Source organism: Streptomyces sp. NPDC058955 (assembly GCF_042741435.1).
Lineage (GTDB): Bacteria > Actinomycetota > Actinomycetes > Streptomycetales > Streptomycetaceae > Streptomyces.
Window position 1 is genome coordinate 36014 of the sequence record NZ_JBHYKM010000032.1, and the last position, 15175, is coordinate 51188.

A 15175-nucleotide genomic window follows, 5' to 3' on the forward strand; every position below is an offset into this window, starting at 1 on the left:
TCGGCTCCTAGGCGGGGATCTGGCCGGCGATCTGCTGCAGCCGGAGGACGACGAACTCGGCGGGCTTGAGCGGGGCGAAGCCGACCAGGATGTTGACGACGCCGAGGTTGATGTCGGTCTGGGTGGTGGTCGTCGCGTCGCACTTGACGAAGTACGCCTCCCGCGGGGTCTTGCCCTGGAACGCGCCCTGCCGGAAGAGGTTGTTGAGGAAGGCGCCGATGTTCAGGCGGAGCTGGGCCCACAGGGGTTCGTCGTTCGGTTCGAAGACCGCCCACTGGATCCCGCGGAACAGGCTCTCCTCGATGAACAGCGCGGTCCGGCGCACCGGCAGGTACTTCCACTCCGAGGCGATCCGGTCGGCGCCGTTGCGGGTGCGGGCGCCCCAGACCACGTGCCCGACGGACGGTGCCGCACGGAGGCAGTTCACCGCGACGGGATTGAGCTGACCGATCTCGAGGTCGGTCAGCGGGACGTCCAGCCGGGTGACACCGGACAGCGTGGCGTCGAGTCCGGCCGGCGCCTTCCACACACCTCGGTTCGCGTCGGTCCGGGCGATGAGACCGGCGATCGCCCCGGAGGGGGCGAAACGCATCGGCTGGTTGTCACGGAGCGGATCCGGCTGCCGGACCCGGGGGAAGTACACGATGGCGTTCCGGCTGCTGGTGAACGTGGCCGCCGTCGCGCCGGTCACGGCCTGAGCCACCGTGTTCCAGCCCCCGGGCGCGTCGAGCACCGCGACGGCACGGCGCGTCCCGGCGTACCGGACGGCCTCGTCGAGGACCGTGGGTTCGACGTCGAGGTCGCCGAGTTCGCCGGCGCCCGTGTACGGCGGGATGACGAGCAGGTTGAAGAGATCGGCGTGCTCCAGGGCGTAGAGGCCCTTCTTGTCCGCCTGGAAGTTGGGGCCGGTGGTGATGTCCGCGGCCGCGATCGCGCCGCCGTCACCTCCATTGGTGGCGGTGGCCTCCACCGGGAAGGCGGACTGCGGGTTGGTGGGGAGCGGTGTCTCGGCCCTGACGAGCGCGGACTCGGCCGCGAGAACGAGGTCCACCCGGCGGGCGGCGTTCGCGGCGATGGACACGTTGCGGAAGGTCTCCTTCACACCCGTCCCGGTGTCCTCGACCGTCAGGTTGAACAGGTTCGGGTCCTTCGTGCCGTCGGCGTTCAGCCGGACGTCGGCGTCCACCGTCGCCTTGAGCTTCGAACCCCAGCCGCCCGGCGAGGCCGCGTTGAGCTTCAGCCGCCGGTTGCCCGTGCCGAGAGCGATGCTCGCGGTGTCGTTGGCGGCGGCGGCGTGGACCCGTACGACGAGGGCGGTGCCGCCGCCCTGCTGGAAGAAGTCGCGCACGGAGTAGCCCAGATGACTCTCCGACCACAGGCCGCCGAAGGCACGCTCGAAGTCGGCGAAGGAGGTCAGCGTCACCGGTGTGTGGAGCGGACCGCGCAGGGCCCGGCCGACGAAGGCGGTGACCGACGTGGGGACACCGGTGATCGTGCGCACGCCGCTCGACAGCTCTTCCACGTACACGCCGGGGTAGGACAATTGCACCGGCATCTGCTTTCCCTCCGCCAAGTCGTCTGTTGCCCCAGACCTATCCCGTCGGCGTCACCGCGCCGTCACCGTCCGATCACCGGGGGTGACGGGGCGGTGCGACCTGGCCACGGGCCAGCGCCGTCAGCTGCGCGGAGGGGCGCAGTCCCAGTTCCGTGTCGAGGAGTCTGCGGAACCACTCGTAGTGGCGGACCGCGTCGACGCTGTTGCCTTCGGACACGTGGACGGCGATGACGGCTCTGCTGGCGCTCTCCCGCAGCGGTTCGAGGCGTACGGCCTCGAAGGCCAGTTCCAGGGCCTCCGCGTGGCGGCCGTGCACCGACATCCGGTGGGCACCCGTCTCCAGCGCGTGCAGCCGGAGCTGGCGGGTGTGCTCCTGCTCCAGGAGCACCCACTCGTCGCACCAGCCCGGCAGCAGCTCCCCGCCGATCAGCAGCCAGGCGTATCCGTCGTCCTCCACGGGGGGTGTCTGCGCGTCGGCGGGCGGCCGCAGCATCAGCCTGACGCGAGCGGTGAGCTCGCGGTGGTCGACGACCGCGTCCGGCGCCAGGGCGACGTGCGTCCCACGGGCGATCACCAGACCGGACACCGCCCGGTTCACCCGCCACACGGCGGTCCGGAGGCTGGCCTGTGACTTCTCGTCAGGGACCTCGGGCCACAGCGCGGCCGCGGCGACCGAGCGGCTGGCGCCGGTCCGCAGAGCGAGATAGGCGACGAGCCGCTGCCCGCTCGGGGGGACGGCGACCGTGCGGTCACCGCGCTGCACCGCGAATCCGTCCAGCAGCCGGACGACGACGGTGTCGGGGGTGACCCTGCTCGATACGGACATGGACTTCCTCACGCTGGGTGACGAGCGAGAAGTTCGATCGCAAGGTAGCCCAGCGGTGCCGGAGAGGATCGGGTGCGGCGTCCCGGCCGCGGTCGAGGGGGGAGCGGACCCACGGGCACGGCCCGCCCGACGGCGCTCAGGACGCCTCCCCGCGGTTCGACTTACCGGGTGAAGGAGCTCCGGGCGGCCAGGTTGACGCCTTGCGGACCCCGCCGGACGTCCCGGGGTGGGGTCACGCGCTCTCCGGGGTGGGTCGTTCGGCGTGGAAGGCGGTGAGGGTCACGGTGACGAGGCAGCAGGCGATCACGGTCTCGGCCCAGAGGAAGGCGAGGTAGTCCAGGAGGCTGCCGATCGGGGGTGTGCCGGGGGCGGTGTTGCGGAAGGCGGCGAGGGCGAAGAGGGTGGCGGCCATCCAGCCGAGGGCGGGCCAGGTCAGTCCCTTGCGGCGGGTGACGAGGAACCAGGCGCCGAGGAACACGGAGACGGCCAGGGCCCACATGGCCACCATCATGAAGACGGCGAAGACGAGCACGCTGTCGGAGCGGCCGAGGGAGACGGCGAACAGGGCGGTTCCGTTCTCCTCGGTGGCGTCCACCGTCGCGGCGAAGAGCGCGTCCGCGTTGGTCAGCGTCGTGCGGACGGGGACCGTCTCGCCGCCCTGGACGGCGGTGAACTCGATCGCCGCGTCGTAGGAGTCGAAGGGGTAGTCGGTGATCGAGCCGCCGGTCAGGGTGACGGGCAGGTCCGTGGTCGCGATGCGGCTGTGCGCCGGGAAGGACAGGTCGCCCCGGGTGGAGGAGGAGGTCTGGAGCGTCAGGTCCTCGGTGGGGGAGACGCCGCCGGCCTCGGCCAGGGCGCCCCGGGGGACGACCAGGACGCGGAGGGTCAGCTCCCGGCCGGCGGCGTCGACGCGCTGGACCGAGGCCCGGACGTCCACCCGGTCCGGGGCCGGACCGCCCACGGCGTACACCGTGTCCTGGCTCTGGCGTTCGCCGAACTGGACCCAGACGCCCAGGGCGACGGCGGCCGCGATCAGGAGGCAGGCGAGGGCGGCGGGCAGCAGGCCGCCCCGGGTCGTGACGCGGCGGCGGGTGGTGGACACGCGGTCTCTCCTCGGTCTCTTCTCCGGCGCTTCCCGGTCCCCGGTCAGTCGACCGGCTTGCCGGGCTGGTCGTGGGTGGCGCAGTGGATGCCGCCGCCTCCGGTGGCGATGGTGTCGATGTTCACCTGCACGATGTCCCGCTTGGGGAAGTGCTCCTGGAGGATGCCCCGGGCCCGGTCGTCGGCCTTCCGGTCGCCGAACTTGGGCATGTACACCGCGTCGTTGCCGATGTAGAAGTTCGCGTACGTCGAGAGGAAGTCGTCGCTGTAGCCGCTGATCCGGTCGGGGTCGGGCTGCGGCAGGTCGATGACCTCGAAGGGGCGGCCCTTCGCGTCGGTGGCCTCGCGCAGCACGGACGCGGCCTGGTCCGAGGAGCGCGACCAGGAGTCGGCGGGCATGCCGGGGAAGGCCCGGTCCAGGAGGATCACGCCGGGGGCGGTGAACCGGACGAGGCTGTCGACGTGGGCGTCGGTGATGTCCTCGCCGCGGACGCCCTTCAGCCAGATCACCTTCTCCATGCCCAGGAGCTCCTTGAGCTCGGCCTCGATCTCGGCGCGGCTCATGCCCGGGTTGCGGTTGGCGTTGACGATCGAGCTCTCGGTGACCAGCAGCGTTCCCTCGCCGTCCGTCTCGAAGGAGCCGCCCTCGGCGACGAGGGGGGCCTCCTCGCGGGGGATCCGGTATTTGGCGAGCAGCTTCCGGCCGACCTCGGCGTCGTTGTCGTGGACCTGCTTCTCGCCCCAGCCGTTGAAGTTGAAGTCGACGCCGACGACCTCGCCGGCCTCCTCGACGAAGACCGGGACGGTGTCGCGGGCCCACAGGTCGTCGACGGCGAGCGGGATGACCTCGACGTCCCTGCCGCACGCCTTCTGGGCGGCGGCCACCTGGTCGGGGCGCGCCATCATCACGACGTACTCGTACGCGGCGATGGCCCGGGCGACGCGCGCGATGTCCTTCCGTACGTAGGGCAGGTCCTCGCCCCAGACGGAGGCGAGGGCCGGCCACGACATGAAGGTGCGGGCGTGGCTCTCCCACTCGGCGCCCAGGCGGCGGTCCACGTCGGTGCCGGTGGCGGGGCCGGTGGCTGCGGCGCCCGACCGGCCGGGGTCGGTGGGGCCGCACGCGGTGGAGCCGAGAGCGAGTGCGCCGATCCCGGCGAGCACCCGCAGGGCGGAGCGGCGGGAGGGGCGGAAGTCGGACATCGGGGTCTCCGATCGATGTGGGGGCGCACCAGGACAACAGGGTGCACGGACAGGTCTGCGGATCCCTGGCATCGCCGGGCCGGACGGGGCTGTCGTGTCGCCCTGGGGCTGTCGTACCGCCACTGTGTCACTGACTGAATTTTCAGTCAAACCTGGAGGCGTGGGACCCGGCCGCCGTCAGCGGCTCAGGCGTTCGAGTTCGAGGGTGACCGCCTCCTTCAGCAGCTCGCGGGCGTGGGGCAGGGGGAGCGCGCCGCTGAGCCAGCGCGTGCTGAGCCCCTCCAGGAGGCCGGTGAGCCGCTCGGCGGAGGCCGTGAGGGCGGGCGCGGGAGCGGTCGGCCGGATGCCGCCCAGGAGGTCCGCGACATCGTGGATCCAGGTCAGCGTGGCCCTGGCCAGGTCGCCGCGCAACTCGGGCTCGAAGACGGCGCTGGCGCGCAGCTCGCCCCAGGCCGTGCTGTTCTCGCGGACCTCGGGGAGGTCCTGGAATTCGAGGAGCAGGGACTGCTCCAGCTCCCACCGGGGGTCGTGCGGCGCCTCGGCGTCGTCCGCGCCGCCCCCGACGTCCCTGCCGCCTCTGGCGTCCCCGCCGGAGGTGTACCGGTCGGCGCGGTCGCTGATGAACTCCAGGGTGTGCCGGAGGACGCCGGCCCGGTCCCGGAAGTGGTAGTAGATCAGCGCGGTGGAGACTCCGGCCTCGGTGGCCAGTTCCTCCATGCGCAAGCCGCGCACTCCTCGCCGGGCTATGACCCGGGCGGCGCCTTCCAGGATGGCGCTTCGGCGGTCCGTCGCCACGTGTGTTCCCCTCCCGTGCGGTCCGAGCCGCCAGTGTCGCATGTTGACTGAAACTTTAGTTAGATGCACGATGCGCCGGTTGCGTCCTCGACTCGCGCCCTTCGTTCCCTCTCGTCGAAAGAGCCCCGCATGTCCGCTCAGCTTCCTGGTGCACAGCCCGCCCACGCGGCGCTGACGGCCGACGACCCGCGAGAGATCGGCGGCTACCGCCTCCAGGCGCGACTGGGCTCGGGCGGCATGGGCGTGGTCTACCTGGCCCACACCCCAGGCGGCCGTCCCATCGCGCTGAAGGCGGTGCGGGAGGAGTTCGCGGGTGATCCCGAGTTCCGGCTGCGCTTCGCGCAGGAGGTGGCCAGTGCCGAGCGCATCCACGGCCTGTTCACCGCGCAGGTGGTCGCCTCGGGCGTGGACGCCCCCACCCCGTGGCTCGCCACCGCCTACGTCCCCGGCCCGTCGCTGCACGAGGTGGTCCGGCGGCACGGCCCGCTCCCGGTGCGTACGGTGCTCATGCTGCTGGCCGGCATCGCCGAGGCGCTGGAGGCGATCCACCGGGCCGGTGTCGTCCACCGCGACCTCAAGCCCGCCAACGTGCTGATCGCGGAGGACGGGCCCCGCGTCATCGACTTCGGCATCGCGCGGGCCGCCGACGCCGTCGCGCTGACCGGGACGGGCCTGCGGATCGGCACCGCCGCCTTCATGGCGCCCGAGCAGGCGCTCGGCGGCCCGGTGTCGCCGGCCACCGACGTCTTCGCGCTCGGCGCCCTCGTCACGTACGTGGTCAGCGGCGAGGCGCCGTTCGGGTCGGGGCCGGAGTCGGCGGCGCTGTACCGGGTGGTCCACGAGGAGCCCGACCTCGCCCGGGTGCCGCAGGACCTGCGTGACGTGACGGCCTGGTGCCTCGCCAAGCGGCCCGAGGACCGTCCGACGCCGGCGGACCTGATCGCGGCCGTCCGCGCCCACCCGCTCGTGGGGCCGAGACCCGAGTTCGGGGAGGGGTGGCTGCCGTGGTCGATCGGCAGCGAGGTGGCGGGACGGGCGGCGCATCCCGCGCCGTCGGCGTGGCCGACGGCGGCGGCGGTGCACGCGCAGCCCACGCTCGCGGCGCCGGCGCCTCCCGGTGTGCCGAGTCCGGCGACGCCCGGTGCGCCGACTCCCGTGGCTGCCGGGGTACGTCCTCCGGGTGGCGTGCCGGTTCAGGGGGCGGGGTCGCCGGTGCGGGACGGCGGCGGGGCTCCCGGTTCTCCCGGGCGCCGGGCGCGGCGGGGCCGGCGGCGTCCGGTGGTGTGGGCCCTCGCCGCGTGCGCGGCCGTCGGTGCGGTTGGTGGCGGGGTGTACCTCCTCGGCCCGCCGTCCGGTCCCGACCCTGCCTCCCCGGCCTCCCCTGCTTCCTATGTCCGGGTCGGCCAGGACGTCACGCTCACCGCCCCGGACGACAGCTACGAGTTCGACCTGGGGGCCCGGAAGGTCGTGCCCACGGACACCGCCCGCTGGTACCTGGCGCGGGACCGGTCGGAGTTCGTCCTGCCCGAGGACAGCGACGCCTTCGTCGCCGAGGGCGGCGAGCTGGGCCCCGCCGACTGCGTCCGGGGCGTCGACACGCAGCCGGTCACCCGGATCGCCTTCGCCGACCTGGCCGACGAGAGGCCCTTCTGCATCCGCGGCGCCGACGGCCGGGACCTCGTCGTCGTGTGGCTCCTGGAGGCCCGGGCCGACGGCGGGCCGGTCACCGCGCTCTTCGAGCACTACCGCCGGGAGTAGGCGGGTGATCCCGTGCGGACAATCCCGTCGAGATCATTGACTGAATTTTCAGTCTGCTGAACGATGGGGGTGACCTTCCTCCCCTCCCTCAGGCAGGAACCCCTCCCATGGACATGCCCCTCACCTCCCGGCGCCGCCTGCTCCACCTCGGCGCGGCGGCCCTGCCGCTCGCGGCCCTCGGTTCGGCGCTCCCCTCGGCGGCCGCCCACGCCACCGCCGGCTCCGCGGCCGCCCCGCTGCGGATGCCCGCCGAGACCGACCGCCACGTGCGCACCTTCATGGCCTGGCCGGCGCTCGCGTCGATCTGGTCCACCGGGCTCGACGGCGTCCGCCGCGACATCGCGAGGGTCGCCGACACGATCTCCCGCTACGAGCCGGTCACCGTGCTGGCGCGCCCCTCGCAGGCCGCCGACGCGCGGTACCAGTGCGGAGCGGGGGCGTACTACGGGATCGACATCCTGGAGATCCCCAACGACGACCTCTGGATACGGGACTTCGGCCCCACCTTCGTCGTCGCCCCCGGCGCCGTCGCCGGTGTGGACACCAACTTCAACGGCTGGGGCAAGGCCGGCACCTCGTACGCGCAGCCCTACGCCAACGACGCCCTGGCCGCGGAGGCCCTGCTCGCGCAGTACGGCGTCCCGCGCGTGCGGGCCGGATTCGTCGGCGAGGGCGGTTCGCTGGAGACCGACGGCGAGGGCACCCTCCTCGCCACGGTCAGCTCCCTCGTCAACCCCAACCGCAATCCGGGCATGACGCAGGATCAGGTCGAACAGGCGATGAAGGCGGCGCTCGGCGTCACCAAGGTGATCTGGGTGCCCGGTCTCGCCGGCCAGGACATCACCGACTGCCACATCGACTGCCTGGCCCGCTTCGTCGCGCCCGGGCACGTCATCCTGGACCGGCCCGGTCCCCGTACCGACCCCAAGTGGGTCGCCGTGTACGAGGAGACGAAGCGGATCCTGCAGAGCGCCACCGACGCGCAGGGCCGCCGGCTGACCCTCACCGAGCTCCCCGGCCCGGACCGGCTCAAGATCCGCCGCGGCGGCTCCGGCTTCCTCTCCAGCTACACCAACTACTACACGGTGAACGGCGCCGTGCTCGTCCCCCACTTCGGCGACCCGGACGCCGACGCCGCCGCCCACGCGATCCTCGCGGCCGCGTACCCGGGCCGGAACGTCGTCCAGCTGAACATCGACCACATCGCGAGCGGAGGTGGCGGCATCCACTGCGCCACGCAGTCGCAGCCGGTCGCGCCGCCGGCCGTCTGACCGGACGGCCCGGCCCGCCCCGGACCGGAGCGGGCCGGGCCCGGTAAAGTTCGGGCCATGGCGTCTCGCAGTACTCAGATCCTCGAAGCGGCCGCCCGGGTGATCGCCCGGCGCGGGGTCCGCGGCCTGCGCGTGGAGGAGCTCGCCGCCGAGGCGGGCGTGTCCACCGCGCTGATCTACTACCACTTCAAGGACCGCAACGGGATCCTGCTGAAGACGCTGGAGTTCATCAACGACCGCGCCGAGCGGTACACGACCGAGCGCGACCCGGACGCCGCGCCGCTCAGCCCGCGCGAGGAGCTGGAGCACACGCTGCTGCTGGAGCTCCAGGACACCACCGAGGTCCGGGAGAACAGCACCGCGTGGGGCGAGCTGCGCGCCAGCGCGGTCTTCGACGACGTGCTGCGCGAGGGCCTGACGCGGGCCACGCTGGTCTGGGTCCAGGAGGTCGCCGCGCTGCTCGGCCAGGTCCGGCCGATGGCCCCGGCGGTCGCCCTCGCGGGCGCCGCCGAGCGGCTCACCGCGCTCCTGGAGGGGCTGAGCATGCGCTGGCTCAGCGGCACGCTCCAGATCTCCCACGCCCGGGCCCTGATGAGCGAGGGCATCGACGCGGAGATCGAGCGGCTCGGGCGCCGCTGACGCCCGCTGCCTCACGGCACGGCCGGGGGCGAGGGGCGCGTGCCCCTCGGCTGTCGCTGTCGCTGTCGCTGTCGCTGTCGTCGTCGCCGTTGCCGTTGCTGTGCCGGCAAGCGTCGGCCGCGGTGATCCCGCTTGGCCATGGCCCTCCGCCGCCCGGCGCGGTGGGGTCCCGACCGTACACAGCCTCCTGCCGTTCTCCGGGGGCGAACTCTCCCTGAATTCTTGACTGAAATTTCAGTCAATGCGACAGTGGCCCGCACATCCCCCTGCCACCCACCAGCGAAAGGAAGGGAGGGCGACATGCCTCTGACCCCGACCGAGCGGGACCGGCTGCTGCTCTTCACCGCCGCCGAGCTCGCCCGGACCCGCCTGGGGCGCGGACTGCGCCTCAATGTGCCCGAGGCGACCGCGCTGATCGCCGACACCGTCTGCGAGGCCGCGCGGGACGGCCTCCACCTCGCGGAGGCGCTCGATCGCGGCCGGGGTGTCCTCGGCCCGGACGACGTGCTTCCCGGCGTCACCGACGTCGTCACGGAGATCCAGGTCGAGGCGGTGTTCGAGGACGGCACCCGGCTGGCCGTCATCAGCGCCCCGTTCGGCGCGGTCGAGCACGGCGACGGCGCTCCCGGGGCGGTCCTGCCCCACGCGGACACCGTGCCGGGGCCGGAAGCGGCCCTCACCCTGCGGGTCCGGAACACCGCCCCGGTCCCGGTGAGCGTCACCTCGCACTTCCACTTCTTCGAGGCGAACCCGCGCCTGGACTTCGACCGGGCCGCCGCGTACGGCATGCGGCTCGCCGCCCCTGCCGGCGCGTCCACCCGCTTCGATCCCGGCGCCGCCGTGGACGTCGGCCTCGTCCCGATGGGCGGCGCGCGGATCGCGATCGGCTTCGCGGGGCTGGTCGACGGGTCGCTGGACGCGCCCGGAGCGAAGGAAGAGGCCCTGCGGCGCGCCGCCGCCTGCGGCTACCTCGGAGCGGAAGGCGGGGAGCGATGAGCAGGCCCGGCAGACACGGCGACCACTGCGCGCCCGGCGAGAGCCGGCACATCGACCCGTACGAGTACGCCACCGTGCACGGCCCCCGGGCCGGTGACCGCGTCCGGCTCGGGGACTCCGGGCTGGTCGTCCGGGTCGAGGCCGACTCCCAGAAGCCCGGCGACGAGTTCCTGGCCGGCTTCGGCAAGACCGCCCGCGACGGCCTGCACCTGAAGGCCGCGGCCGTACGTGAGACCTGCGACGTCGTGATCACCAACGTGCTGGTCATCGATGCCGTGCAGGGCATCCGCAAGGTGTCGGTCGGCATCCGCGAGGGCCGGATCCACGCCATCGGGCGGGCCGGCAACCCCGACACCCTCGACGGCGTCGACGTCGTCGTCGGCACCGGTACGACGATGATCCCCGGCGAGGGCCTCATCGCCACCGCCGGCGCGATCGACACCCATGTGCACCTGCTCTCGCCGCGGATCATGGAGGCGTCGCTGGCCAGCGGCGTCACCACGATCATCGGCCAGGAGATCGGGCCCAGTTGGGGCGTCGGGGTCAACTCCCCGTGGGCGCTGCGGCTCGGGTTCGGCGCCTTCGACGCCTGGCCGGTCAACATCGGCTTCCTGGCCCGGGGTTCCGCCTCCCACGAGGCGCCCCTGGTCGAGGCGCTCGCGGAGGGCGGTGCCTGCGGTTTCAAGGTGCACGAGGACATGGGCGCCCATACGCGTGCCCTGGACACGGCCCTGCGGGTGGCGGAGGAACACGACGTACAAGTGGCTTTGCACAGCGACGGGCTGAACGAGTGCCTGTCGGTGGAGGACACCCTGGCCGTCCTGGAGGGGCGGACGATCCACGCCTTCCACATCGAGGGCTGCGGGGGTGGGCATGTGCCCAATGTGCTGAAGATGGCGGGCGTGCCGAACGTCATCGGCTCCTCCACCAACCCGACCCTGCCGTTCGGCCGTGACGCGGTGGCCGAGCACTACGGGATGATCGTCTCCGTCCACGCGCTCAAGACCGACCTGCCGGGCGACGCCGCGATGGCGCGCGACCGGATCCGGGCCGGGACGATGGGCGCGGAGGACGTCCTGCACGACCTCGGCGCGATCGGGATCACCTCCTCCGACGCGCAGGGGATGGGCCGGGCGGGGGAGACCGTACGCCGGACCTTCGCCATGGCCGGCAAGATGAAGGCCGAACTGGGCCCGCTGGACGGCGACGGTCCCGGGGACGACAACGCGCGCGTCCTGCGCTACCTCGCCAAGCTCACCATCAACCCGGCGATCGCCCACGGCCTCGCCCACGAGGTCGGGTCGATCGAGGTCGGCAAGATGGCCGACATCGTGCTCTGGCGTCCGCCGTTCTTCGGCGCCAAACCGCAGATGGTCATCAAGAACGGCTTCCCCGCCTACGGCGTCACGGGCGATCCCAACGCCGCCACCGACACCTGCGAACCGCTCGTCCTGGGGCCGCTGTTCGGCGCCCACGGCGCCGCGCCCGCCGAACTGTCCGTCGCCTTCGTGAGCGCCGCGCACGCCGCCCGGGCCGTCTTCGGCTCCGCCGGCTCGCCGGACGGCCTGCCGCCCACCCGCCGCAGGCGCGTGGCCGTACGGGGCACCCGGGGCATCGGCCCGGCCGACCTGGTGCGCAACGCCCGCCTCGGGCAGGTGGACGTCGACGCGCGCACCGGTCTGGTCACCCTCGACGGCGATCCGATGCGCTCGGAGCCCGCCCAGCGGGTCTCCCTGAGCCGCCTCTACTTCCTCTGAGGCGCACCCGCTTTCTCCCCGCACGTTGCCCGCTCCCTCCCCGCACCGACCCCGTCCCGAAAGCCGTGTCCGCGCTCTTGACTGAATTTTCAGTCGAGAGGAGGATGCTGTGCACACCGCGTACCCGTCCCCACGCTCGCGCCAGGCAGAGCCGGCGCCGCCGACGGGTACTTCTGGCGAACGAAGAGAGACCCGTGATGACTGCATTCCGTATGCCTGCCGAGTGGTCCGAGCACGAGGCGTGCCTCATGGCCTGGCCCGTCCGCGAGGACCTGTGGGGCAGCGTGCTGGACGACGTCAAGGAGGAGTACGCGAACGTCGCCCGCGCGATCGCCGGGTTCGAGCCCGTCACCATGGTCGCGCCGCCCGGCCACGGCGACGAGGCCCGGGCACGGTGCGGCGACGGCGTCACCGTCGTCGAGCTGGCGCAGGACGACTCGTGGTTCCGCGACTCCGCCCCGCTCTTCGTCCTCGACGGCGACGGCCGCCGCGCCGGCGTGGACTTCCGCTTCAACGCCTGGGGCCGCAAGCACCACCCGTACGACTCCGACGACCGCGTCGGCGCGCTCCTCCTGGAGCACCTGGGCGTCGAGCGCATCGCCTCCGGCATGGTCCTGGAGGGCGGCGCGATCACGGTCGACGGCGAGGGCACCCTGATCACCACCGAGCAGTGCCTGCTCCACCCCAACCGCAACCCCGGCCTCACCCGCGAGCAGATCGAGGCCGAGCTGAAGGACCGGCTCGGCGTGGAGAAGGTGATCTGGCTGCCGTACGGCGGTCTGCTCGACACCGAGACCGACGGGCACGTCGACGGCGTCTGCGCCTTCGCCGCCCCCGGCACCGTCGTGGTCTCCCTGCCCGACGACCCCGACCACCCGGACCACGCCCGGATGCGCGCCAACCGCGCCGTCCTGGAGTCGACCCGTGACGCCCGCGGCCGCCGCCTGGAGATCGTCGACGTGCCGCAGACCGCCTTCGCCGCCATGCCGGACGGCGAGGTCGAGGTCTCGTACCTCAACTACTACGTGGCCAACGGCGGCGTCGTCGTCCCCGTGGCCGGGCTGCCCCAGGACGAGGCCGCGCTCGCGGTGATCGCCACGGCGTACCCCGGGCGCGAGGTCGTGCCGGTGCGCGCCGTCGCGATCGCCTACGGCGGCGGCGGAGTCCACTGCATCACCCAGCAGGTGCCGGCCGTCGGCGCCACCGCGTAGGCCGGCCCCCCCCCGGGCCCGACCGCACCGGACCCGCGGCGCCTCGTGCCGGGCGCCCCGTACCGAATCCGCCCCCTCCCCGACGACAGACCCCCGCTCCTCCCGAGTCCGCCGCCGACGGGTCGGCCCCGCGACCCGTCAGTCCCGTCACCCTCACGGAAAGACAGCGCGACGATGACGACAGCTCCCTCCCCGCGTCGCAGACGCTCCTCCGGCCGCCGCGGCCGGACCGCCGCCGCGACCGCGGTCCTCTCCGCCCTCGCCCTCCTCGCGGCCTGCTCAGGGCCGCCCAAGGGCGGCGCGAGCGGCGTCGAGGCCCGGCTCTCCGCCTCCACGCCCCCCGCCCGCGCCGAGATCGACTCCTTCACCTGGGCGCTCTACGCCGAGCCCCCCACCCTCGACTACACGGTCGCCTTCGACTACCCGCAGAACACCGTCCTGGCCAACGTGTGCGAGAGCCTCATGCGGTGGACGCCCCAGCTCACCGTCGAACCGGGGCTCGCCCGCAAGGCGGCCAACCCGGACCCGCTCACCTGGGTCTACGACCTGCGGTCCGGCGTACGCTTCCACGACGGACGGACGATGACCGCCGACGACGTCGTCTTCAGCCTCGGCCGGCAGACCGACCCCAGGAACGCCGCGGCCTGGGCGCAGGTCTTCCAGAACGTCGCCTCGATCCGTGCGACCGGCCCCCTCCAGGTCACCGTCCGCCTCAAGCGGCCCGACTCCCAGTTCCCGCAGTACATGGCCACCGCCGCCGGCGTCGTCGCCTCGAAGGCGGGTGTCCGGGCGGCGGGCAAGGACTACGGCACCACCGGAGGCCTCGCCTGCACCGGCCCCTTCGAACTCGGCGCCTGGCAGAAGGGGCAGTCCATCGAGCTGAAGCGGTTCGACGGCTACCGGGGCACCCGGGCCAAGGCGAAGAAGGTCGTCCTCCGCGTCCTCACCGACCCCTCCGCCCGCACCAACGCCATGCTCAGCGGCGAGGTCGACGGCGGCTACCTCATCCCCACCGAGAGCTACGCCCGGCTCAGGGACAGCGGCGTCGGCACCCTGTACTTCGGCGAGGGCCTCAGCACCGTCAACGTCAACGTCACGAACATGAAGGGCGTGCTCGGCGACGTCCGGGTCCGCCGCGCGCTCTCCCTCGCCCTCGACCGCTCCGGCTTCGTCAAGGCCGGACTCGGCGGAGCCGGCACCGTCACCGGCTCCCTGACCACCCGCGCCGCCTGGGGCGCCGCACCCGAGAGCGCCCTCAAGGCGGCCTTCGACGGGCTGCCGCCCACCGAGCCGGACCTCGCGAAGGCCGAGGCCCTGATCAAGGAGGCCGGAGCCACCGGCAAGACCCTGACCATGGTCACCAGCCCCATCGGCCAGGACGTCTCGCTCCTCGCCACCGCCGTGCAGGCGGCCGGCACGCGGATCGGCCTCGACATCCGCCTCAAGACGGTCTCCCCGAACGCCTTCACCGCGCTCTTCACCGACGCCGAGGCACGCGAGGGCGTCGACATGTTCCCCCTCACGATCTACAACTCGATCACCGACCCGCTCGACCTCCTCACCAACTTCAGGACCGGCGCGTACCTCAACTACGCGGGCCACAGCGACGCGCGGTACGACGCCCTCGTCGACCGGGCCGCGGCCACGTACGAGCCCGCCGAACGCGCGCGGATCGAGGCCGAGCTGAACCGGATCGCCGCCGAACGGTTCCTGTGGATCCCCGTCGCCGAGTGGCCCACCTCGGTCTTCCTCAACAAGCGGATCACCGGCGCCCCCACGACCATCTCCTACATGTACGGGCCGTGGGCCGCCTCCGTGGGGGCGGCGCAGTGAGCTTCCTCCGCTTCGCCGTACGGCGCGTGGCGGAGATGGCCGCGACGCTGCTCGCCGCCTCCTTCGTGGTCTTCGGCGCCCTCTACCTCGCGCCGGGCAGCCCGGCGAGCTTCCTGCTCGCCGGCCGCGGGGCGCCCCCCCCGGCGCGGGGCGCCCGCCAACCCCCCGACCACCCCCGCGCCCCCCCCACCCCCCCGCGCCCCCACAGGCGGGCGGGGGCGGGACCACGC

At 73.1% G+C, this 15175-nt stretch carries 12 protein-coding genes and 1 pseudogene; 8 read left to right on the forward strand and 5 right to left on the reverse strand.

Translation table 11 applies throughout. The features are described from left to right. Nucleotides 1-7: 7 nt before the first annotated feature. The 5 genes from ACFW1I_RS15320 to ACFW1I_RS15340 form a co-directional block, all read right to left on the reverse strand. On the reverse strand, nt 8-1555 hold the full coding sequence (locus ACFW1I_RS15320; protein WP_384669953.1) for a phage tail sheath family protein: 1548 nt from the start codon (nt 1553-1555) through the stop codon (nt 8-10). Between the two features lie 73 nt (nt 1556-1628). Then, nucleotides 1629-2381, reverse strand: a complete 753-nt coding sequence (locus ACFW1I_RS15325) for a BTAD domain-containing putative transcriptional regulator (RefSeq protein WP_384669955.1) — start codon at nt 2379-2381, stop codon at nt 1629-1631. Between the two features lie 232 nt (nt 2382-2613). Next, complete coding sequence (locus tag ACFW1I_RS15330) at nt 2614-3483, reverse strand: DUF4436 family protein (RefSeq protein WP_384669957.1); 870 nt, start codon at nt 3481-3483, stop codon at nt 2614-2616. A 44-nt stretch (nt 3484-3527) separates the two neighbouring features. Continuing rightward, the gene (locus ACFW1I_RS15335) at nt 3528-4685 is read right to left on the reverse strand and encodes an agmatine/peptidylarginine deiminase (protein WP_384669958.1); all 1158 of its coding nucleotides are present in this window, start codon (nt 4683-4685) and stop codon (nt 3528-3530) included. A gap of 177 nt (nt 4686-4862) precedes the next feature. After that, the gene (locus tag ACFW1I_RS15340) at nt 4863-5522 is read right to left on the reverse strand and encodes a TetR/AcrR family transcriptional regulator (protein ID WP_384669959.1); all 660 of its coding nucleotides are present in this window, start codon (nt 5520-5522) and stop codon (nt 4863-4865) included. 87 nt (nt 5523-5609) lie between these two features. Here ACFW1I_RS15340 and ACFW1I_RS15345 point away from each other — a divergent pair, with 87 nt between their 5' ends. From ACFW1I_RS15345 to ACFW1I_RS15380, 8 genes and pseudogenes are all read left to right on the forward strand, one after another. Then, nucleotides 5610-7238, forward strand: coding sequence for a protein kinase (locus ACFW1I_RS15345; RefSeq protein WP_384669961.1), 1629 nt, complete (start codon nt 5610-5612; stop codon nt 7236-7238). Between the two features lie 107 nt (nt 7239-7345). Next, complete coding sequence (locus ACFW1I_RS15350) at nt 7346-8509, forward strand: agmatine deiminase family protein (RefSeq protein WP_384669962.1); 1164 nt, start codon at nt 7346-7348, stop codon at nt 8507-8509. A gap of 57 nt (nt 8510-8566) precedes the next feature. Continuing rightward, nucleotides 8567-9148, forward strand: a complete 582-nt coding sequence (locus tag ACFW1I_RS15355; RefSeq protein WP_384669964.1) for a TetR/AcrR family transcriptional regulator — start codon at nt 8567-8569, stop codon at nt 9146-9148. A gap of 300 nt (nt 9149-9448) precedes the next feature. Further along, on the forward strand, nt 9449-10144 hold the full coding sequence (gene ureA / locus ACFW1I_RS15360; RefSeq protein ID WP_384669965.1) for an urease subunit gamma: 696 nt from the start codon (nt 9449-9451) through the stop codon (nt 10142-10144). Further along, nucleotides 10141-11901: an urease subunit alpha gene (locus tag ACFW1I_RS15365; RefSeq protein WP_384669967.1), complete on the forward strand. Its 1761-nt coding sequence runs from the start codon at nt 10141-10143 to the stop codon at nt 11899-11901. Before ureA ends, ACFW1I_RS15365 begins: the two co-directional genes overlap by 4 nt. Nucleotides 11902-12098: 197 nt before the next feature. Then, nucleotides 12099-13112, forward strand: coding sequence for an agmatine/peptidylarginine deiminase (locus ACFW1I_RS15370; protein ID WP_384669968.1), 1014 nt, complete (start codon nt 12099-12101; stop codon nt 13110-13112). Between the two features lie 174 nt (nt 13113-13286). Further along, nucleotides 13287-14945 carry an ABC transporter substrate-binding protein gene (locus ACFW1I_RS15375; protein ID WP_384669970.1) on the forward strand — a complete coding sequence of 553 codons (1659 nt, stop codon included), beginning with the start codon at nt 13287-13289 and terminating at the stop codon, nt 14943-14945. After that, nucleotides 14942-15175 (forward strand): annotated as a pseudogene (locus ACFW1I_RS15380) (hypothetical protein); the annotation flags it as partial. The gene ACFW1I_RS15375 and the pseudogene ACFW1I_RS15380, both read left to right, overlap by 4 nt.